The sequence below is a fragment of the Pseudomonas sp. PK-RTE-24 genome (assembly GCF_054052265.1).
The window spans coordinates 1585396-1605487 of the sequence record NZ_CM133224.1 but is presented as its reverse complement, the minus strand read 5'-3'; the positions used below and the strand labels follow the sequence as shown (position 1 = coordinate 1605487).

The following is a 20092-nucleotide window of genomic DNA, read 5'->3' as shown; positions in this document are numbered from 1 at the left end:
GCTTAAAGCGACGAGTATTTCTTGCGCAGACGCTGACGAATCAGTTCTGCCAGGGTGTTCATGACGAAGGTGAACAACAGCAGCACCAGCGCCGAGAGGAACAGCACGCGGTAGTGGCTGCCGCCGACTTCCGACTCGGGCATTTCCACCGCGACGTTGGCGGCCAGGGTGCGCAGGCCTTCGAACAGGTTCATCTCCATGACCGGGGTGTTGCCGGTGGCCATCAGCACGATCATGGTTTCGCCGACCGCACGGCCCATGCCGATCATCAGCGCCGAGAAGATGCCCGGGCTGGCGGTCAGGATCACCACGCGGGTCATGGTCTGCCATGGCGTCGCACCCAGGGCCAGCGAACCCAGGGTCAGGCCGCGCGGCACACTGAACACGGCGTCTTCGGCGATCGAGTAGATGTTCGGGATCACCGCGAAACCCATGGCCAGACCGACCACCAGGGCGTTGCGCTGGTCGTAGGTGATGCCCAGGTCGTGGGAGATCCACATGCGCATGTCGCCGCCGAAGAACCAGTTCTCCATGAACGGGCTCATGTACAGCGAGAGCCAGCCCACAAACAGGATCACCGGAATCAGCAGCGCACTTTCCCAGCCGTCCGGGACTTTCAGGCGGATCGACTCGGGCAGGCGGCTGAAGGTGAAACCGGCGACCAGAATGCCGATCGGCAGCAACATCAGCAGGCTGAAGATGCCCGGCAGATGCCCTTCTACATATGGAGCCAAGAACAGACCGGCGAAGAAACCGAGGATCACCGTCGGCATCGCTTCCATCAGCTCGATCACCGGTTTGACCTTGCGGCGCATGCCCGGGGCCATGAAGTAAGCGGTGTAGATCGCCGCAGCGACGGCCAGTGGCGCGGCCAGCAGCATGGCGTAGAACGCGGCTTTCAGGGTGCCGAAGGTCAGCGGCGACAGGCTCAGTTTCGGTTCGAAATCGGTGTTGGCGGCGGTCGATTGCCAGACGTATTTAGGCTCGTCGTAGTTCTCGTACCAGACCTTGCTCCACAGCGCGCTCCACGATACTTCCGGGTGCGGGTTGTCGAGCAGCAACGGCTGCAGCTTGCCGCCAGCTTCGACGATCACCCGGTTGGCGCGCGGCGACAGACCGAACAGGCCTTGGCCTTCAACCACCTGATCGACCAGCAACGTGCGGTGTGCAGTGCTGTGGAACACGCCGAGCTTGCCGCTGGCATCAAGGGCGAGGAAACCTTTGCGGCGTTCTTCGGCAGCGATTTCCACGATCGGTGTGGTGCCCATCTGGAAGGTGCGAATCTGCTTCAGACGCTGCTCGCCATCGGTATCGCGAGCCATGAACCACTGGGCCAGACCGCCCTTGGAATCGCCGACGATCAGCGAGATACCGCCGACCAGCTGCGCGGTGGCGGTTACTTGGGCGTCGGCATTTTCCAGCAGCTTGTAGCGCCCGTTGAGGCTCTTGTCGCGCAGGCTGAACACGTCGGCCTGAGCACGACCGTTGACCACGTACAGCCACTGCTGGCGCGGGTCGACGAAGATGTTTTTCACAGGCTCGGTCATCTGCGGCAGATCGATGCGCGTCTGCTCGTTGGTGACTTCGCCGGTCATCATGTTTTCTTCGCTGGTCAGCGACAGCACATTGAGTTGCGAGCCAGTGGAGCCGACCAGCATCAGCGTCGAGTCGGTGGCGTTGAGGCTCACATGCTCCAGCGCGCCGCCGCTTTCGTTCAGTGCAATTGGCGCCTCGCCATAGGGATATTCGATGGCCGGGCTGATGGTTTTCTTGCCATCGGGGTAGCTGACTTTATAGGTATGACGGAACACCAGCGCCTGACCGTTGGACAGACCCACGGCCACCAGCGGATGACCCGGCTGGTCTTCGCCAATAGACGTCACGGTAGCGCCCGCAGGCAGCGGTAGATCGACACGCCTCAATTCAGCGCCACTGTCGAGATCGAAGAACAGCGCCTGGCCCTTGTCGGACACACGCATGGCCACCTGATTCTGCTCTTCGAGCGAGATCATCAGCGGCTTGCCCGCGTCCTGCATCCAGGCCGGGGTGATCGAGTCTTTCGCGGTCAGGTCGGCGCCTTGAAACAGTGGCGCAACGACGTAGGCGAGGAAGAAGAAGATCAGGGTGATGGCCGCGAGCACCGCCAGGCCGCCAACGAGGACGTACCAACGGGTGAAGCGATCCTTGAGCGCGCGGATGCGGCGCTTGCGTTGCAGCTCAGGCGTATTGAAATCAATGCGCTTGGGAGGGGAAGACGTAGTCATTGGGGAATTGGCCAGATCATTCATGCGCACACCCTAGCGATCCTGTATGACAGAAAGATGACAGTGCAGTGACGCAGCAAATCCGCCAGCCGGAAGTCCGGCAGCGGAGTCGAAAATTTGGTGGTTGCAGGAGCGCTTCTGCTCGCCAAGGCGTCGGGTCAGTCACATCGATGCTGCATGTGACCACCCCTTCGCGAGCAGGCTCGCTCCCACAGGAGTCCGGCTTCAGGCCGGCCTCAGGGTGTTACTTCTTGGCGACAGCGCCGCCTTCTTGCAGACCGAGGTCAGCCAGTGCTTTGGCAGCAACCTTGGCTGGCAGCGGGATGTAGCCGTCTTTCACTACCACTTCCTGGCCCTGCTTCGACAGCACCAGCTTCACGAACTCGGCTTCCAGCGGGGCCAGAGGCTTGTTCGGGGCTTTGTTGACGTAAACGTAGAGGAAACGCGACAGCGGATACTTGCCGTTCAGGGCGTTTTCTTCGGTGTCTTCGATGAACTCGCCGCCTTCTTTCTTGGCCAGGGCTACGGTTTTGACGCTGGCGGTCTTGTAGCCGATGCCCGAGTAGCCGACGCCGTTAAGCGAGCTGCTGATCGACTGCACTACCGAAGCCGAACCTGGTTGTTCGTTGACGTTTGGCTTGTAGTCACCTTTGCACAGGGCTTCTTCCTTGAAGTAGCCGTAGGTGCCGGACACCGAGTTACGGCCGAACAGCTGGACCGGCTTGTTGGCCAGGTCACCGGTCACGCCCAGGTCACCCCAGGTCTTGACGTCAGCTTTGGCACCGCACAGGCGCGTCGAGGAGAAGATCGCATCGACCTGAGCCATGGTCAGGTGCTTGATCGGGTTGTCCTTGTGCACGAACACGGCCAGGGCATCCACGGCAACCGGGATCGCCGTCGGCTTGTAGCCGTACTTCTGCTCGAAAGCCTGCAGCTCGTTGTCCTTCATCTTGCGGCTCATCGGGCCCAGGTTAGCGGTGCCTTCGGTGAGTGCAGGTGGCGCGGTGGAAGAACCGGCAGCCTGAATCTGGATGTTGACGTTCGGGTATTCTTTTTTGTAGTTCTCGGCCCACAGGGTCATGAGGTTTGCCAGGGTATCGGAACCGACGCTGGACAGGTTGCCCGACACACCAGTGGTCTTGGTGTAGCTCGGGATAGCAGGGTCAACAGCGGCGAACGCGTTGGCAGTCGCAACGCCAGCAGCGACAAAAGTCATTGCCGCCATCAAACGCTTCAGTTTCATGCCTTACTCCTAGCAGATAGGGTGTGTTAAGTCGGGGCCAAGTATCAGCAGGCCATGTGAACACTCTATGGCTGAAATATGACAATTGGATGAAAGGCCAGCATCGGGTTTTGCTGGATGATTTGTGGCGTCCCCATTCGCGAGCAGGCTCGCTCCCACAATTGAAATGCATTCCAACTGTGGGAGCGAGCCTGCTCGCGAAGTGGCCGGTATTGGTGGAGTAGATCCTGGGCTTTAGCGCCCCTTCTTCCAGAGCCAGGCGCCTACCAGAATTCCCATCCCGCACAGCACTGCCACATAGTAGGCAGGCCCCATCGCGCTTTCCTTCAGCAGCAGGCTCACCACCATTGGCGTCAGGCCACCGAAGATCGCGTACGCGACGTTGTACGAGAACGACAGGCCACTGAAGCGAACCACCGGCGGGAACGCTTTGACCATCACGTACGGCACCGCGCCGATGGTGCCGACCAGCAAACCGGTCAATGCGTACAGCGGGAACAACCAGTCCGGGTGGTCGGCGAGGCTGTGGTAGAAGGTCCAGGAGCTGATCAGCAGACCGAGGCAGCCAAAGACGAAGACGCGACCGGCGCCGAAGCGATCGGCCAGCGCGCCAGCGCCAATGCAGCCGAGGCTGAGGAAGACGATGGCCAGGCTGTTGGCCTGCAGCGCCGTGGTTGGCGAGAAGTGGTAGACCGTTTGCAGCACGGTCGGGGTCATCAGGATCACCACGACGACGCCAGCCGAGAGCAGCCAGGTCAGCAGCATCGAAATGGCGATGGCGCCGCGATGATCACGCAGCACCGCGCGCAACGGCACTTCTTCGGCCAGTGCCTTGCGCAATTGCAGTTCGGCGAACACCGGTGTCTCGTGCAGCCAGCGGCGCAGGTACACCGAGAACAGGCCGAACACGCCGCCGAGCAGGAACGGGATCCGCCAGGCGTAATCCGACACTTCGGCTGGCGTATAAATGCTGTTGATCGCAGTGGCGACCAGCGAGCCGAGGAGGATGCCGGCAGTCAGGCCGCTGGTGAGCGTGCCGCAGGCATAACCGATGTGCTTTTGCGGTACGTGTTCGGAAACGAAGACCCACGCTCCCGGCACCTCACCGCCAATAGCGGCGCCCTGGATCACCCGCATCAGCAGCAACAGGATCGGCGCCCAGATACCGATCTGCGCGTAGGTCGGCAGCAGGCCCATGATCAGCGTTGGCACCGCCATCATGAAAATGCTCAGGGTGAACATCTTCTTGCGCCCCAGCAGGTCACCGAAGTGCGCCATGACGATGCCGCCCAAAGGACGTGCCAGATAGCCGGCGGCGAAGATGCCGAAGGTCTGCATCAAGCGCAGCCACTCGGGCATGTCGGCCGGGAAGAACAGCTTGCCGACGACGGTGGCGAAGAAAACGAAGATGATGAAATCGTAGAACTCCAGCGCCCCGCCGAGGGCGGACAGCGACAGAGTCTTGTAGTCATTGCGGGTCAACGGTCGTGCGGGTTGCTCGGGCTGCGCGAGGCTCGAAGGCGCTGTGGTCATGGCAAGGGCTTCTCTTATAGTCGAATCTGTCGCCACAACAACGCTGGCGGTGGCTTGGACAGGTTCGGCACCATAGCAAATTGTTCGAAAAAGCACATAGAGGCGCGTAATTGACGGTCGAAATCAGAACCGGGTGGTCGTCGCGGGGTCTATCGACCGATATACTCGCCACCTGCGCAGGATTTGTAAGAGGTTGCTGTGCGAAAACGTTGTTGGCCCGTCCTTTGCTCGGGATTTAGCCTTTTTCGCAGAGTTTCCCTTTAGGCGCCTGATGGAAAACGTGACGAACGCAGTGTGTTCGGTGTTGAATCGTTTTTCTTGAAGACGGCTACCACCCGCAATACCCACGAAGAGTCACGGGTCAGAGGCCCCTCGGCATGATAGAGCTCGAACAAGAAGATCCGATCCCACAGGGCGACCTGGCCCTGCAAATCACCGCACTTCCCCGCGAAACCAACGGCTTTGGCGATATTTTCGGCGGCTGGCTGGTCGCGCAGATGGATCTGGCCGGCACCGCCATGGCCAGCCGGGTGGCCGGTGGCCGCGTTGCCACTGTCGCCATCGACCGCATGGCGTTCCTCGTCCCGGTCGCGGTCGGCGCGCAGTTGTCCTTTTATACCCAGACCCTGGAAATCGGCCGCAGCTCGATCCAGATGATGGTCGAAGTGTGGAGCGATGACCCACTCTCCAGCGAATGGCGCAAGGTCACCGAAGCGGTTTTCGTTTTCGTCGCCATCGACGGCAGCGGTCGCACCCGTTCGGTGCCGCCACGCGCGCGTTAAACCTCGCGACCGTTTTGCGGTCGATAGTCGTCCCCAGTGTCTGATCGAGAGTTGCCCATGAACACGCCCAACGTTGAAGCCGTGAAACAGGATGAACTGAACTGCTGGCGCATCCGCCACGGCAAGGCCGAAGTGCTGGTGGCCCAGCAAGGCGCGCACATCCTCAGTTATCAGATCGACGGCCAGCCGCCGATCATCTGGCTCAACGACAAGGCCGAGTTCAAGACCGGCAAGAGCATCCGCGCCGGCGTGCCGGTGTGCTGGCCGTGGTTTGGCAAATTCGAACGCAACCCGAGCAGCGTGCAGGCCATGTACACCGGCGAGCAGCCGGCCCCCGCGCACGGTCTGGTGCGGGCGATGGACTGGGAGTTGGGCAACATCGAATCAGAGGCTGACGGCATCAAGGTCGAATTCAAGCTGCCCTACCCGGAAGGTGGCCTGCCGGGCTGGCCCCACGAAGTCGATCTGACCCTGACCCTGCATCTGGCGGATCAACTGCATTACAGTCTGACCAGCCATAACCGGGGGACTGACAGCGTCACGCTGAGTCAGGCGCTGCACACCTATTTCGCCGTGAGTGACGTGCGTAATGTGCATGTCGACGGCGTGGCCGGGCTCAACTACATCGAGACCCTGGACGACTGGAACACGGCCAGCCAAAGCGGCGATCTGCATTTCGCCGGCGAGACCGACCGCATCTACCTCGACGTTCCGCCGCAATTGAGCATCGTTGATCCGACCTGGGAACGACGCATCGTGCTGACCTCTACCGGCTCGCGCACTGCGGTGATCTGGAACCCGTGGATCGACCGCGCCGCCGCACTGCCGGACATGGACAACGATGGCTGGCAGCGCATGCTGTGCATCGAAACGGCGAATGTGATGGATGATCTGGTGACCCTGACGCCAGGGGCGAGCCATACGATGGGTGTTAGCGTGGCCGCTACGCCGCTCTAAGCTCTAGCGCAATACAAAAGGGCAAAGAGCCCCGTGGCGAGGGGATTTATCCCCGCTGGGTCGCGAAGCGGCCCCCGCTTTTTTTTAAATCAAAAGCTGGGGCCTGCTGCGCAGTCCAGCGGGGATAAATCCCCTCGCCACAGATAAATCCCCTCGCCACAGATAAATCCCTTCACCACAGATAAATCCCTTCACCACAAAGGCTCGCTCCCAAATTTATGTGCGGCGCGCTTTAGAGGTCAGCCTCCTGCACCACCCGCACCTTCTCCGCCTCCAGCGCATACGCTGCATCCGCCAGGTCATTGCTGACCTTCTCGATTTTCAGCGTGCCGGTCACCCACAGCGGTGTGTAGATGTCCTCCAGCTTCAACCCTTTTGGATACCGCACCAGCACCAGTTGATTCGGCGGTGGTGGCGGCACGTGGATGCAGGCGCCCGGATACGGCACAAGGAAGAACAGCGTGCTGCGGCCCTTGGCATCCGACTCAAGCGGCACCGGGTAACCACCGATGCGGATGTGCTTGTCGTTCATTGACGCTACGGTTTTCGTCGAATACATCACCGCTGGCAGACCCTTGGCCTGCTTCATCCCGCCCTTCTCGGTGAAGGTGCCGGTGGCTTCGGGGGAGTTGTGGTCGATTTCCGGCATGGCCTCAAGGGCCTTTTGATCCGACTTGGGCATCAGTTCCAGCCAGTCGGTTTCCGGCAGTTCGCCGGCGTGGGCGAGATAGCTGCCCAGCAAGAGGAGAGTCAACAGAAGACGGCGCATGAAGGTGCTCGGCAGGCAAAGGAATGGACGGTGAGTCGCCGCGCATTCTAGCCCTCCCGGCCGCGCTGGCCGAGAGGGCTTTGTCGCTTTCGATCAGTTCTTTTTGATCAGACCGTAGATCACCAGCAACACCACAGCGCCGACCAGTGCGCCGAGGAAACCCGCGCCCTCGCCCGCCTGATAGATGCCCAGAGCCTGGCCGCCGTAGGTGGCCGCCAGCGAACCGCCGATACCGAGCAGGATGGTCATGATCCAGCCCATGCTGTCATCGCCCGGTTTCAGGAACCGAGCCAGCAGGCCGACGATCAAGCCGATAAAGATGGTTCCGATAATTCCCATGGCATTTCCCTCTGATTTGGAAGATATGCGAAAGACTAGCCAGTGTTTCGCATCCTGCCATGAGAGAACGGCGGCCCCTGAATGGTTCCGCCGCGGCCACATGAAACTGTTTTACTCGGCGATCAGCGCTTCGACCTTGATGATCTGCGCTTGCAGGGTGGCCATGTCGGCGCAGCGCAGGTTGGCGTGGCCGACCTTGCGTCCGGCCTTGAAAGCTTTGCCGTAGTGATGCAGATGGCAGTCTTCGATGGCGATGACTTTCTCCACCGGCGGCACTACGCCGATGAAGTTGAGCATCGCGCTCTCGCCGACCTTGGCGGTCGAACCCAGCGGCAGGCCGGCCACGGCGCGCAGGTGGTTTTCGAACTGGCTGCACTCGGCGCCTTCGGTGGTCCAGTGCCCGGAGTTGTGCACGCGCGGGGCGATTTCATTGGCTTTGAGGCCACCGTCGACTTCGAAGAACTCGAAAGCCATCACGCCGACGTAGTCGAGGTGCTTGAGCACGCGACTGGAATAATCTTCCGCCAGCGCCTGCAACGGGTGATCGGTGCTGGCAACCGACAGCTTGAGAATGCCGCTGTCGTGGGTGTTGTGCACCAGCGGATAGAACTTCGTTTCACCATCGCGGGCACGCACCGCGATCAGCGACACTTCGCCGGTGAATGGCACGAAGCCTTCCAGCAGGCAGGCAACGCTGCCCAGTTCGGCGAACGTACCGGCCACGTCTTCCGGTTTGCGCAGGACTTTCTGACCCTTGCCGTCATAACCCAGGGTGCGGGTTTTCAGCACGGCCGGCAGACCGATGGAAGCGACGGCGGCATCCAGGTCGGCTTGCGACTGGATGTCGGCGAAGGCCGGGGTCGGAATGCCGAGGTCTTTGAACATGCTCTTTTCGAACCAGCGGTCACGAGCAATGCGCAGGGCTTCGGCGCTCGGGTAGACCGGCACGAATTGCGAAAGAAACGCCACGGTTTCGGCCGGGACGCTTTCGAATTCGAAGGTCACCAGATCGACTTCATCGGCCAGTTGGCGCAGATGATCCTGATCGCCGTAATCGGCCCGCAGGTGTTCGCCCAGCGCGGCCGCACAAGCGTCCGGCGCAGGGTCGAGAAAAGCGAAGTTCATCCCCAGCGGAGTCCCCGCCAGGGCCAACATGCGACCCAACTGGCCGCCACCGATTACACCGATCTTCATCTCAACAACCTCAGGCAATACGTGGGTCTGGATTGTCCAGGACGCTGTCTGTCTGCTCGGCACGGAAGGTTTTCAGTACCGCGTGAAATTGCGGGTGCTTGGCGCCGAGGATGCTCGCCGAGAGCAGGGCGGCGTTGATCGCGCCAGCCTTGCCGATGGCCAGGGTGGCAACCGGAATGCCCGCCGGCATCTGCACGATCGACAGCAGCGAATCGACGCCCGAGAGCATGGCCGACTGCACCGGCACGCCCAGCACCGGCAGGTGGGTCTTGGCCGCACACATGCCTGGCAGGTGGGCTGCGCCACCGGCACCGGCGATGATCACCTCGATGCCGCGGCTTTCAGCCTCTTCGGCGTACTGGAACAGCAGATCCGGGGTGCGGTGGGCGGAAACCACCTTGACCTCGTACGGGATGCCGAGCTTTTCCAGCATATCGGCGGTGTGGCTAAGGGTGGACCAATCGGACTTGGAGCCCATGATCACGCCAACCAGTGCACTCATCGTCGCGCCTCTTCTCTCTGGAGCGCCCGCAGGCGCGTCATAAAACAACAAGCCACGCAGGTTGCGTGGCTTGATTGTACGAAAAATGGCCGGACGTGCCGGCCGAAGGCCGCGCAGTATACCGCAAAGAAAGCAATAAACAGCCCCCGAAACGACCATCTGTCAAATGAGCGAAACGCCCGGTTTTATTGACCTTGAGGTCAGCGAAAGAACACCGCAAAAATCCCCCTGTGGGAGCGAGCCTGCTCGCGAAAGCGTTGCGTCAGACGATACCTCAGCGCCTGAAACTCCGCATTCGCGAGCAGGCTCGCTCCCACATTCGATCTTCATCAGCTTCAAGCGCTTTGTGCGGCGCCACCTTCTAGTTTTCGCCACAGCAACCGCACGTTGGCCTTGCGCACCAGGGCGCAGCGGTACAGGCGGATCTCCAGCGGCACATGCCATTGCGGGCCGCCGCACACCACCAGTTCACCGCGGGCCAGTTCGGCGCGTACGCTCAGTTGCGGCACCCAGGCAATGCCGAGGCCTTCCAGGGCCATGCTTTTCAGGCTGTCGGCCATCGCGGTTTCGTAGATCGTGGTGAAACGCAACTGGCGCTGGCGCAGCAAGCCGTTCACCGAACGCCCAAGAAACGCCCCGGCGCTGTAAGCCAGCAACGGCACACTCGCCTCGCCTTCCAGATCGAACAGCGGTTTGCCATCCAGATCTGCCGCGCACACCGGCAGCATCTCGGTCTGGCCCAAGTGCAGCGACGGGAAAATCTCCGGGTCCATCTGCATCGCCGAATCCGGGTCGTAGAACGCCAGCATCAGATCGCAGCCACCTTCACGCAAAGCGTGCACGGCGTCGCCAACGTTGGTCGCCACCAGCCGTGTGGCGATGTTCAGCCCTTCGTTGCGCAACTGGGCGATCCAGCGCGGGAAAAAGCCCAGCGCCAGCGAGTGCGCCGCTGCGACTTGCATGACCTCGCCCTGCCCGCCTTCCAGATGATGCAGGTGGCGCAGGACTTCACCGAGCTGTTCGACCACGGTGCGCGCAGTCACCAGAAACAACTGCCCCGCCGCCGTCAGTTCGACCGGCGTGCGCGAGCGATTGACCAGAGTCAGCCCCAGCGCCGCTTCGAGGCTGCGGATCCGCCGACTGAATGCCGGCTGGGTCACGAAGCGCCGTTCGGCCGCCTGAGAGAAGCTGCGGGTGGCGGCCAGGGCACTGAAGTCCTCGAGCCATTTGCTTTCCAGATTCATCACGTCCTCCCGGACACGCACCAAAACAGGTCACACGTCTGCCGCACAGGCGGCGTCACACGGGCATTATGCCGAATGTGCATAGGGCAGTGCTGAACAGCATTGGCCCAAAAATCCCCACAAGCCTAGCATTCGCAGCGTTCCGGCACAGACCGGGTCCTTATCGAGATGATTTCTATCATGTCCTCCGCTGCATCTTTCCGCACAGAAACCGACCTGCTTGGCGCCCTCGAAGTACCGGCCCATGCGTATTACGGCATCCAGACCCTGCGAGCGGTGAATAACTTCCGCCTCTCGGGCGTTCCGATTTCGCATTACCCGAAACTGGTTGTGGGCCTGGCGATGGTCAAACAGGCCGCCGCTGACGCCAACCGCGAGCTGGGTCACCTGAGCGAAGCCAAGCACGCTGCCATCAGCGAAGCCTGTGCGCGATTGATCCGCGGCGATTACCACGAAGAGTTCGTGGTCGACATGATTCAAGGTGGCGCCGGCACCTCCACCAACATGAACGCCAACGAAGTGATCGCCAACATTGCTCTGGAAGCGATGGGCCACGAGAAAGGCGAGTACCAGTACCTGCACCCGAACGACGACGTGAACATGGCGCAGTCGACCAACGACGCCTACCCGACGGCGATCCGCCTGGGTCTGCTGCTGGGTCACGACGCGCTGCTGGCCAGTCTCGACAGCCTGATTCAGGCCTTCGCGGCCAAGGGCAAAGAGTTCGACCACGTCCTGAAAATGGGCCGTACCCAGCTGCAAGACGCCGTGCCGATGACCCTCGGCCAGGAATTCCGCGCCTTCGCCACCACTATGGGCGAAGACCTCGCGCGCCTGAAGACGCTGGCCCCGGAACTGCTGACCGAAGTCAACCTCGGCGGCACCGCGATCGGCACCGGCATCAACGCCGACCCGCGTTATCAGGCACTGGCTGTTCAACGCCTGGCATTGATCAGCGGCCAACCGCTGGTACCGGCCGCCGACCTGATCGAAGCGACCTCCGACATGGGCGCCTTCGTGCTGTTTTCCGGCATGCTCAAGCGCACCGCGGTCAAGCTGTCGAAGATCTGCAACGACCTGCGTCTGCTGTCCAGCGGCCCACGCACCGGCATCAATGAAATCAACCTGCCAGCGCGTCAGCCAGGCAGCTCGATCATGCCCGGCAAGGTCAACCCGGTGATCCCGGAAGCCGTGAACCAAGTCGCGTTCCAGGTCATCGGTAACGATCTGGCGCTGACCATGGCAGCCGAAGGCGGCCAGCTGCAACTGAACGTGATGGAGCCGCTGATCGCCTTCAAGATCCTTGACTCGATCCGCCTGCTGCAACGTGCCATGGACATGCTGCGCGAGCACTGCATCGTCGGCATCACCGCCAACGAAGCGCGCTGCCGTGAACTGGTCGAGCACTCGATCGGTCTGGTCACCGCACTGAACCCGTACATCGGCTACAAAAACGCCACCCGCATCGCCCGTATCGCCCTTGAAAGCGGCCGGGGCGTGCTGGAACTGGTGCGCGAAGAAGGTCTGCTCGACGAAGCCATGCTCGCCGACATCCTGCGCCCGGAAAACATGATTGCCCCGCGTCTGGTTCCGCTCAAAGCCTGAGCCGACGCGAACTTGTAGCACCGCTCACCAGGTCGAGGGACTAGACACCTCTCACCTTTTGAGGGCTTGGGGATTTTGTCCCCGAGCCCTTTTTTTTAACTTCTTTGCGGGCAGGACGTTAGATGCTTTGTGTATTCGATACCGCCAAGATCGCAGCCTTCGGCAGCTCCTACAGGATTGACGTGCACCTGTAGGAGCTGCCGAAGGCTGCGATCTTTTGATTTGCAGCAACCTCGTTTCGTCGCTTGCACCACTACCGTGCAGACGGGCGCGCCACTGATCGGTATAGTGCCGCCCCTCTTCGCGTGAGCGGTCGTCGGTAACGAGGCCATAACCCATGCGAAACCCGAACTAATAACAAAACCCGCGATATGGATCCGGGACGAAACCTTCGCCTCACCCGTCGTGCCGCGCGCAGGCCGGTGTAACACGATGTTTCTCCGATCCAGCATTTGCACCCACAAAAAACAGCGAGGATAAATCCATGCTCGAAGTCATCAACGACTTCCTCTCAGGGAAAGTACTGATCGTGCTCATTGTCGGGCTCGGTAGTTACTTCACGATTCGCTCGCGTTTCGTTCAACTGCGTCATTTCTTCCACATGTTCGCGGTGTTCCGCGACAGCCTCAAAGGCAGCGCCGGGCAACTCAGCTCGTTCCAGGCCTTGATGCTCAGCCTCGCCGGCCGCGTCGGTGCAGGCAACATCGCCGGTGTCGGCATCGCCGTGACTCTCGGTGGTCCGGGTGCGGTGTTCTGGATGTGGGTGACCGCACTGGTCGGCATGTCCAGCAGCTTCTTCGAGTGCACCCTGGCCCAGGTCTACAAGCGCGCGGATGGCGACGGCCTGTACCGTGGCGGTCCGGCCTACTACATCCAGCACGGGCTCAAGCTCAAAGGCATGGCGATAGTGTTCTCCGTTCTGCTGCTGGTCACCTACGGTTTCGCCTTCATCGGCCTGCAGTCCTACACTGTGACCCACTCGCTGCAGAACGCCTTTGACTTCAACCCGCAACACACCGGTATCGTCCTGGCGGTGCTGCTGGCCATCACCTTTATCGGCGGGATCAAGCGCATCGCTTCGGTGTCCGACCTGCTGGTACCGATCAAGACCCTGGCCTACATCGGCGTGACCCTGTACGTGATCGGCACCCAGATCGAACACGTGCCGGCCATGCTGGAAACCATCTTCAAGAGCGCCTTCGGCCTCGACCCGGCCTTTGCCGGCCTGCTCGGCAGCGCCATTGTCATGGGCGTGAAGCGTGGCGTGTTCGCCAACGAAGCGGGCCTGGGCAGTGCGCCGAACGTTGCCGCCGTGGCCGCCGTCAAGCACCCGGGCGCGCAGGGCGTGGTCCAGGCTTTCAGCGTGTTCCTCGACACCTTCGTGATCTGCACCTGCACCGCGCTGCTGATCCTGCTGTCGGGCTTCTACACCCCGGGTTTCGAAGGTGACGGCATCGTCCTGACCCAGAACTCGCTGGCCGCAGTGGTCGGTGACTGGGGTCGCATGTTCGTCAGCGTCGCGCTGTCGCTGTTCGTCTTCACCTGCATCCTCTACAACTACTACCTGGGCGAGAACAGCTTGCAGTTCCTCAGCCGCAACCGCGCCCTGCTGATGCTGTTCCGCGGCCTTGTGCTGGCGCTGGTGGTATGGGGTTCGATGCAGGACCTGACGACGGTGTTCGCCTTCGCCGACATCACCATGACCTGTCTGGCCTTCGTCAACCTCGTGGCCCTGGCCATGCTGTTCAAGGTCGGCCTGCGGGTGATGCGCGACTACGACGAGCAGCGTCGCGCCGGCGTCAAACAGCCAGTGTTTGATTCGAGCAAATTCGCCGATCTGGATCTGGATCGCAACGCCTGGCCGGTGAACCCGCCAGCAGCGGCGGGCCAGACTGAAACTGCGCCGCAAGGCGTACCTGCAGCGCAACGCTGACAGGTGAATGACGGGCGCATCCCCTGCGCCCGTCAGTTATTGTGATGCAATAACTTGTAGGAGTGAGCCTGCTCGCGATGGCGGACTTTCAGCCAACATCATTGTTGAATGACACACTGCTTTCGCGAGCAGGCTCGCTCCCACAGGGCCCTCATCGTTTCGGAGAATCCTATGAGCTCGTCGACCTATCCCGCCGCTCAACACGTCATGGTGCTCTACACCGGTGGCACCATCGGCATGCAGGCCAGCGCCAACGGTCTGGCCCCGGCGTCCGGTTTCGAAGCGCGGATGCGCGACTACCTGCACAGTCAGCCTGAGCTGGTAGTGCCGCAGTGGCAATTTCGGGAAATGTCGCCGCTGATCGACAGCGCCAACATGACCCCGGCCTACTGGCAGCAACTGCGCGAAGCGGTGGTCAATGCCGTGGACGTGCAAGGCTGCGACAGCGTGCTGATTCTGCACGGCACCGACACCCTGGCCTACAGCGCGGCGGCGATGAGTTTTCAGTTGCTCGGCCTGCATGCCCGCGTGTGTTTCACCGGTTCGATGCTGCCGGCGGGCGTGACCGACAGTGATGCCTGGGAAAACCTCGGCGGCGCGCTGGTCGCCCTCGGCCAGGGCCTGGCGCCAGGCGTGCACCTGTACTTCCACGGCGAACTGCTGGCGCCGACCCGCTGCGCGAAAGTGCGCAGCTTCGGCCGCCATCCGTTCAAACGCCTGGAGCGTCAGGGCGGTGGTGTGAAGGCGCCTTCGATTCCAGGCGCGCTGAACTACAACCAGCCGAAGCAACTGGCGAAAGTCGCGGTGTTGCCGCTGTTTCCCGGCATCAGTGCCGAAGTCCTCGACGGCCTGCTCGACAGCGGCATTCAAGGTCTGGTGCTGGAATGCTACGGCAGCGGGACCGGGCCGAGCGATAACCCCGAGTTCCTCGCCAGCCTTGGCCGTGCACGGGATAACGGCGTGGTGGTGGTGGCAGTGACGCAATGCCATGAAGGCGGGGTCGAGCTGGATGTCTACGAGGCTGGCAGCCGCTTGCGGGGTGTTGGCGTGTTGTCCGGTGGCGGCATGACCCGCGAGGCGGCGTTCGGCAAGTTGCATGGCTTGCTGGGAGCCGGGCTGGAAACGACTGAAGCGCGACGGCTGATCGAGCTGGATTTGTGTGGTGAGTTGATCTGAGCACGGCGCTGGATTGCCCCTCACCCTAACCCTCTCCCAGAGGGAGAGGGAACTGACCCTGTTGTCTTGCGCTATATACCGACCTGATAAACAGTGTCGATTATGGATTCGGCGGCGGTGTCTCACGTCGGTGTATTTCTGCAATATCCCCCGTTCGGCCCCCTCTCCCTCTGGGAGTGGGCTGGGGTGAGGGCCTGCGGCATGCAACTTGCTGCGTTCCAGCCACCTCCAGGCTGGAAGATCCCATGCTCCACTCCCACCTCACCACCCTCAACGCGGTCTCGCTGATCCTCAACACGTTCAAGGCCGAAGGCCTGTCGAGCGAGGCGCTGCTGGCCGGCAGCGGCATCGTGGCGGCGGATCTGCAGCGGGCCGATACGCGCATCACCACCCATCAAGAGATGCAGGTCTGCACCAACGCGGTCGCGCTCAAGCGTGACATCGGTCTCGAATTGGGCCGGCGCATGCACGTGTCCTGTTACGGCATGCTCGGTTACGCCCTGCTGACCTGTGCCACCTTCGGTGACGCTTTGCGTCTGGCAATCCGTTATCCGGCGCTGTTGGGCACGTTGTTCGAACTGAGCCTGGAAGACGATGGCGAGCAGGTCTGGTTCGTCGCTGCTGATTACCGTGAAAGCGCGGCGATGGCGGTGTTCAACGCCGAATTCTGTCTGGTGTCCCTGAAAGTCATCTGCGACGACTTGCTCGGCCATTCCCTGCCGCTGCGCGCCACGCGCTTCGAACATGCAGCGCCGGACTACCGCGACAGCTACGCCGAACCCTTTAACTCGCCAATGCACTTCTCGGCCAAAGACAACGCCTTCGCCTTCGACCGCCACTGGCTCGATCAGCCGCTGCCGCTGGCCGACGCGATCACTCATCAGGCCATGGCCGAACGTTGCCGCAAGCAGAATCTTGAGTTCACCGGACGTCAGGCCTGGCTGGGGCGGATTCGTCAGTTGCTCAGCGCACAATTGAATGCCGCGCCGGGGCTCGAGGGGCTCGCGCAGCAAATGAAGTGCTCACCGCGCACCCTGCGCCGGCATTTGAAAGACATGGGCAGCAGCTATCAGGAACTGCTCGATGAACTGCGCTTCGAACGGGCCAAGCAGATGTTGTGTGAGGACCAGTTGCCGATCTATCGGATCGCCGAGACGCTGGGCTTCAGCGAGACCGCGAGTTTCCGTCATGCATTTGTGCGCTGGAGTGGCGTGGCGCCGAGTCAGTTCAGATCCTGAAGATCAAAAGATCGCAGCCTTCGGCAGCTCCTACAGGGATCGGTGAGCTGCCGAAGGCTGCGATCTTTGGCTGTGAGGGGCGAATTGCGGTCAGAGGTTTTGGCCATATCGATCCCCTTTTGGCCGCTCCCGACATTCTCCGATTCAAACTGCGCCGCAACACTGAAAGCCACCGAATCAGCCTTGCGGAGAACAACAAATGCTGACGATCTACTCAGACGATCACCACTTGCACCATGGCCGCTGCGAACTCATCGATGGCCAGCTCAAGCCGTGCTTCGAAATGCCGTCGCGTGCCGACCACGTACTGCAACGCGTGCAGAAGCAAAACCTCGGGGCGGTCGAAGCGCCGAAGGATTTCGGCCTGGAGCCGATCGCGCGCATTCACAGCCGTGACTATCTGGAATTTTTCAAAGGTGCATGGCAACGCTGGACCGAGTTCAACACCGACGGCGACTTGCTGCCCTACACCTGGCCGGCGCGCACGCTGCGTGCGATCAAGCCGACCAGCCTGCATGGCCAGCTCGGTTATTACAGCTTCGACGGCGGCGCGCCGATTACCGCCGGCACTTGGCAAGCGGCCTACAGCGCGGCGCAAGTGGCGCTTACCGCGCAGGCAGAAATCCAGGGTGGCGCACGCGCGGCCTTCGCGCTGTGCCGTCCTCCGGGACATCACGCCGCCAGCGACTTGATGGGCGGTTATTGCTACCTCAACAACGCCGCCATCGCCGCTCAGGCCTTTCTCGATCAGGGCCACAAGAAAGTCGCGATCCTTGACGTCGACTACCACCACGGCAACGGCACTCAGTCGATTTTCTATGAACGCAGCGACGTCCTGTTCACTTCGATCCACGGTCACCCGGAAGCGGAGTTTCCGTTCTTCCTCGGCTATGACGACGAGCGTGGCGAAGGCGCCGGTGAAGGGTTCAATTTCAACTATCCGCTGCCGGCCGGTTCCGGCTGGGATGTCTGGAGTGCAGCGCTGGATCAGGCCTGCGACGAGATTGATCGCTACGGAGCGGACATCGTTGTCGTCTCCCTCGGCGTCGATACGTTCAAGGACGATCCGATCTCGCAGTTCAAACTCGACAGCCCGGATTACCTGGCCATGGGCAAGCGCATCGCCGCCCTCGGCAAGCCGACCCTGTTCGTCATGGAAGGTGGCTACGCGGTGGAAGAAATCGGCATCAACGCAGTGAACGTGCTGGAAGGTTTCGAACAATGAAAAAGCGACTGATCGCCTCGGCGCTGTGCGCAGCCATGCTGAGCGCTGGCGCCCACGCCGAAGAACGCACGCTGCGCGTTTATAACTGGTTCGACTACATCACGCCCAAGGCGCTGGACGACTTCAAGGCACAGAACAGCCAGACCAAACTGATCTACGACATCTTCGACACCAACGAAGCGCTCGAGGCCAAGCTGCTCACCGGCAACTCCGGCTATGACGTGGTAGTGCCGTCCAACGTGTTCCTCGCCAAGCAGATCGAGGCCGGAGTGTTCCAGCCGCTTGATCGCAGCAAGTTGCCGAACTGGAATCATCTCGATCCGAAGCTGATGAAGCTGATCGAAGCCAATGATCCTGGAAACAAATTTGCCGTGCCGTACATGTACGGCACCATTCTGATCGGCTTCAACCCCGCCAAGATCAAAGCAGCCCTGGGCGATAACGCGCCGGTAGACAGTTGGGACCTGATCTTCAAGGAAGAGAACATCAGCAAGCTCAAGCAGTGCGGCGTCGCCCTGCTCGACTCACCGTCGGAGATTCTGCCGCTGGCTCTGCAACACCTGGGCCTGGACCCCAACAGCAAGAAGCCGGCGGATTACGCCAAGGCCGAAGCGCTGCTGATGAAGATTCGTCCTTACGTGACCTACTTCCATTCGTCCAAGTACATGGCCGACATCGCCAACGGCGACATCTGCGTGGCCGTCGGTTATTCCGGCAGCTTCTCGCAAGCGGCCAACCGCGCCAAGGAAGCGAAAAACGGCGTGGTGGTGGAAATGCGCTTGCCCAAAGAAGGCGCGCCGATCTGGTTCGACATGCTCGCCATTCCCAAGGGCGCGAAGAACACCGAGGACGCCTACACCTTCATCAACTATCTGCTGCAACCGGCGGTGATTGCCCCGGTCAGCGATTTTGTCGGCTATCCGAACCCGAACAAGGACGCCACCGGCCTGGTCGATCCAGCCATTCGCAACAACCCGAACCTGTACCCGACCGACGCGGCAATGAGCACGCTCTACACCTTGCAGCCGCTGCCTCGGGATGCCGAACGCGCACGCACGCGAGCGTGGACGAAAATCAAGTCCGGGACCTGAAACCGGCTCGTTTGCTCAAGACCCGCCTCGGCGGGTCTTTTTTTTGCCTGGCAGCTTTATCTACCGCACGGGTCGCTGTTGCGCCTTTTAACTTGCCCTGCTCCGCCGCCCTTGCGGCGTCCCGACAGAGCAGGAAACCACCATGACCGCCATTCCCAAAGCCAGTGCCGTCGATATCGTGACTCAGCTGGTTACTGGCCCCTCACTGCAGGAAGTCGCTTCAAAAACGCTGCGCGATGCCCTCAAGACGCTGTATCCGAATCTCGACATAGACCCGCGTCTGGCGATGGTCGTGCAACCCACCTGGGCTATTGTGGATGGTCGAGTCGTACCCGACGGGTATCAGGCTGGATCGCTGACCAACGCCCTGGTGCGGCTCGGCCTGTCCGGCACCACGGTGACGTACCTTGATGGCGAGCATTATCTGACCCTGCAACCCGGCATGCCCGCACCCGCGCATCTGCCGGTAAAGATCGATGCCATCGGCCTGTTGCTCAACGAACTGGCGCCACTGCTGTTCATCGCCTACAAGGAGCAGCACGTCGAATACTGGGACGAGTTCACCTACCCCGGGCAACCGCGCTGGCAGCAATTGTCCGAGGCACTGCGCAACCTGTGGAACGTCGATGCCAGCGTCGGCTGGGACGCTGACGAGATCGCCATGGCCCGGGCGATTTTCAAACAGCCCGACCCGCAACAACGCCTGGCCCCCGCCCCGTACTCGGCAAAGGCATATCTGATTGACCTCGATCGCGGTAGCTCCGACAAGTCATCGCACTTGACCCTGGTCGATGCCGCAGTAGTGATCGGCACAATCGCAGACCGCAAGTTGATTCTCACCCACGCGGTCACCCAGGGCTTTCAGCGTTTCGATTCACTGGAGGAGCTCGGCGAGGCTCTGCTGCGGATATATGGCGCAAGCGCCTCGGGCGAAGATCTCAAGGGCGGCTGGTCGAACCCCAGGGCAATTTCTTCGACCAGCAGGCGTGCACGCTGA

At 61.4% G+C, this 20092-nt stretch carries 17 protein-coding genes; 9 read left to right on the top strand and 8 right to left on the bottom strand.

Annotated elements, in window-relative coordinates; translation table 11 throughout:
* Positions 1 to 2: 2 nt before the first annotated feature.
* The 3 genes from ACV8MC_RS07010 to ACV8MC_RS07000 all read right to left on the bottom strand — a co-directional run bounded on the left by ACV8MC_RS07010 (position 3) and on the right by ACV8MC_RS07000 (position 5040).
* The gene (locus ACV8MC_RS07010; protein WP_024014834.1) at positions 3 to 2288 is read right to left on the bottom strand and encodes an ABC transporter permease subunit; all 2286 of its coding nucleotides are present in this window, start codon (positions 2286 to 2288) and stop codon (positions 3 to 5) included.
* A gap of 220 nt (positions 2289 to 2508) precedes the next feature.
* On the bottom strand, positions 2509 to 3507 hold the full coding sequence (locus tag ACV8MC_RS07005; protein WP_016772480.1) for a phosphate ABC transporter substrate-binding protein PstS: 999 nt from the start codon (positions 3505 to 3507) through the stop codon (positions 2509 to 2511).
* Positions 3508 to 3741: 234 nt separating this feature from the next.
* A complete protein-coding gene (locus ACV8MC_RS07000; protein ID WP_016772479.1) occupies positions 3742 to 5040 on the bottom strand; it encodes an MFS transporter in 1299 nt (432 codons plus the stop codon).
* Between the two features lie 377 nt (positions 5041 to 5417).
* Between ACV8MC_RS07000 and ACV8MC_RS06995 the strand changes: the two genes are divergently transcribed.
* Entirely contained in the window at positions 5418 to 5822 is a 405-nt protein-coding gene (locus ACV8MC_RS06995; protein ID WP_003229628.1) for an acyl-CoA thioesterase, read from the top strand.
* 57 nt (positions 5823 to 5879) lie between these two features.
* A complete protein-coding gene (locus ACV8MC_RS06990) occupies positions 5880 to 6779 on the top strand; it encodes a D-hexose-6-phosphate mutarotase (RefSeq protein WP_236167793.1) in 900 nt (299 codons plus the stop codon).
* 232 nt (positions 6780 to 7011) lie between these two features.
* On the opposite strand, the gene ACV8MC_RS06985 is transcribed toward ACV8MC_RS06990, so the two are convergent.
* The 5 genes from ACV8MC_RS06985 to ACV8MC_RS06965 all read right to left on the bottom strand — a co-directional run bounded on the left by ACV8MC_RS06985 (position 7012) and on the right by ACV8MC_RS06965 (position 10827).
* On the bottom strand, positions 7012 to 7548 hold the full coding sequence (locus ACV8MC_RS06985) for a DUF3299 domain-containing protein (RefSeq protein WP_056790934.1): 537 nt from the start codon (positions 7546 to 7548) through the stop codon (positions 7012 to 7014).
* Positions 7549 to 7641: 93 nt separating this feature from the next.
* Positions 7642 to 7887 carry a GlsB/YeaQ/YmgE family stress response membrane protein gene (locus ACV8MC_RS06980; protein WP_016772475.1) on the bottom strand — a complete coding sequence of 82 codons (246 nt, stop codon included), beginning with the start codon at positions 7885 to 7887 and terminating at the stop codon, positions 7642 to 7644.
* A gap of 111 nt (positions 7888 to 7998) precedes the next feature.
* Positions 7999 to 9081: a 5-(carboxyamino)imidazole ribonucleotide synthase gene (locus ACV8MC_RS06975; RefSeq protein ID WP_041476593.1), complete on the bottom strand. Its 1083-nt coding sequence runs from the start codon at positions 9079 to 9081 to the stop codon at positions 7999 to 8001.
* A 10-nt stretch (positions 9082 to 9091) separates the two neighbouring features.
* On the bottom strand, positions 9092 to 9583 hold the full coding sequence (gene purE / locus ACV8MC_RS06970; RefSeq protein ID WP_007920220.1) for a 5-(carboxyamino)imidazole ribonucleotide mutase: 492 nt from the start codon (positions 9581 to 9583) through the stop codon (positions 9092 to 9094).
* A gap of 335 nt (positions 9584 to 9918) precedes the next feature.
* Positions 9919 to 10827 carry a LysR substrate-binding domain-containing protein gene (locus ACV8MC_RS06965; protein ID WP_024014837.1) on the bottom strand — a complete coding sequence of 303 codons (909 nt, stop codon included), beginning with the start codon at positions 10825 to 10827 and terminating at the stop codon, positions 9919 to 9921.
* A 180-nt stretch (positions 10828 to 11007) separates the two neighbouring features.
* On the opposite strand from ACV8MC_RS06965, the gene aspA reads away from it, so the two are divergent.
* From aspA to ACV8MC_RS06930, 7 genes are all read left to right on the top strand, one after another.
* Positions 11008 to 12432: an aspartate ammonia-lyase gene (gene aspA / locus ACV8MC_RS06960; protein WP_016772472.1), complete on the top strand. Its 1425-nt coding sequence runs from the start codon at positions 11008 to 11010 to the stop codon at positions 12430 to 12432.
* Between the two features lie 484 nt (positions 12433 to 12916).
* Positions 12917 to 14365, top strand: a complete 1449-nt coding sequence (locus ACV8MC_RS06955; RefSeq protein ID WP_016772471.1) for an alanine/glycine:cation symporter family protein — start codon at positions 12917 to 12919, stop codon at positions 14363 to 14365.
* Between the two features lie 171 nt (positions 14366 to 14536).
* On the top strand, positions 14537 to 15541 hold the full coding sequence (locus ACV8MC_RS06950) for an asparaginase (RefSeq protein ID WP_056790937.1): 1005 nt from the start codon (positions 14537 to 14539) through the stop codon (positions 15539 to 15541).
* Between the two features lie 245 nt (positions 15542 to 15786).
* Positions 15787 to 16779 (top strand): AraC family transcriptional regulator, encoded by a 993-nt coding sequence (locus ACV8MC_RS06945; RefSeq protein ID WP_056790940.1) that lies wholly within the window; start codon positions 15787 to 15789, stop codon positions 16777 to 16779.
* Between the two features lie 199 nt (positions 16780 to 16978).
* The gene (locus tag ACV8MC_RS06940) at positions 16979 to 18004 is read left to right on the top strand and encodes a histone deacetylase family protein (RefSeq protein WP_236167794.1); all 1026 of its coding nucleotides are present in this window, start codon (positions 16979 to 16981) and stop codon (positions 18002 to 18004) included.
* Complete coding sequence (locus ACV8MC_RS06935; RefSeq protein ID WP_150637189.1) at positions 18001 to 19095, top strand: polyamine ABC transporter substrate-binding protein; 1095 nt, start codon at positions 18001 to 18003, stop codon at positions 19093 to 19095. Before ACV8MC_RS06940 ends, ACV8MC_RS06935 begins: the two co-directional genes overlap by 4 nt.
* Before the next feature lie 142 nt (positions 19096 to 19237).
* The gene (locus ACV8MC_RS06930) at positions 19238 to 20092 is read left to right on the top strand and encodes a hypothetical protein (RefSeq protein WP_457264881.1); all 855 of its coding nucleotides are present in this window, start codon (positions 19238 to 19240) and stop codon (positions 20090 to 20092) included.

Coding starts and splice junctions, on each gene's coding strand:
- ACV8MC_RS07010 (WP_024014834.1), bottom strand. CDS start 2,288: ATGAATGATCTGGCCAATTCCCCAATGACTACGTCTTCCCCTCCCAAG.
- ACV8MC_RS07000 (WP_016772479.1), bottom strand. CDS start 5,040: ATGACCACAGCGCCTTCGAGCCTCGCGCAGCCCGAGCAACCCGCACGA.
- ACV8MC_RS06955 (WP_016772471.1), top strand. CDS start 12,917: ATGCTCGAAGTCATCAACGACTTCCTCTCAGGGAAAGTACTGATCGTG.
- ACV8MC_RS06950 (WP_056790937.1), top strand. CDS start 14,537: ATGAGCTCGTCGACCTATCCCGCCGCTCAACACGTCATGGTGCTCTAC.
- ACV8MC_RS06940 (WP_236167794.1), top strand. CDS start 16,979: ATGCTGACGATCTACTCAGACGATCACCACTTGCACCATGGCCGCTGC.
- aspA (WP_016772472.1), top strand. CDS start 11,008: ATGTCCTCCGCTGCATCTTTCCGCACAGAAACCGACCTGCTTGGCGCC.
- ACV8MC_RS06990 (WP_236167793.1), top strand. CDS start 5,880: ATGAACACGCCCAACGTTGAAGCCGTGAAACAGGATGAACTGAACTGC.
- ACV8MC_RS06975 (WP_041476593.1), bottom strand. CDS start 9,081: ATGAAGATCGGTGTAATCGGTGGCGGCCAGTTGGGTCGCATGTTGGCC.
- ACV8MC_RS07005 (WP_016772480.1), bottom strand. CDS start 3,507: ATGAAACTGAAGCGTTTGATGGCGGCAATGACTTTTGTCGCTGCTGGC.
- ACV8MC_RS06930 (WP_457264881.1), top strand. CDS start 19,238: ATGACCGCCATTCCCAAAGCCAGTGCCGTCGATATCGTGACTCAGCTG.
- purE (WP_007920220.1), bottom strand. CDS start 9,583: ATGAGTGCACTGGTTGGCGTGATCATGGGCTCCAAGTCCGATTGGTCC.
- ACV8MC_RS06995 (WP_003229628.1), top strand. CDS start 5,418: ATGATAGAGCTCGAACAAGAAGATCCGATCCCACAGGGCGACCTGGCC.
- ACV8MC_RS06980 (WP_016772475.1), bottom strand. CDS start 7,887: ATGGGAATTATCGGAACCATCTTTATCGGCTTGATCGTCGGCCTGCTG.
- ACV8MC_RS06965 (WP_024014837.1), bottom strand. CDS start 10,827: ATGAATCTGGAAAGCAAATGGCTCGAGGACTTCAGTGCCCTGGCCGCC.
- ACV8MC_RS06985 (WP_056790934.1), bottom strand. CDS start 7,548: ATGCGCCGTCTTCTGTTGACTCTCCTCTTGCTGGGCAGCTATCTCGCC.
- ACV8MC_RS06935 (WP_150637189.1), top strand. CDS start 18,001: ATGAAAAAGCGACTGATCGCCTCGGCGCTGTGCGCAGCCATGCTGAGC.
- ACV8MC_RS06945 (WP_056790940.1), top strand. CDS start 15,787: ATGCTCCACTCCCACCTCACCACCCTCAACGCGGTCTCGCTGATCCTC.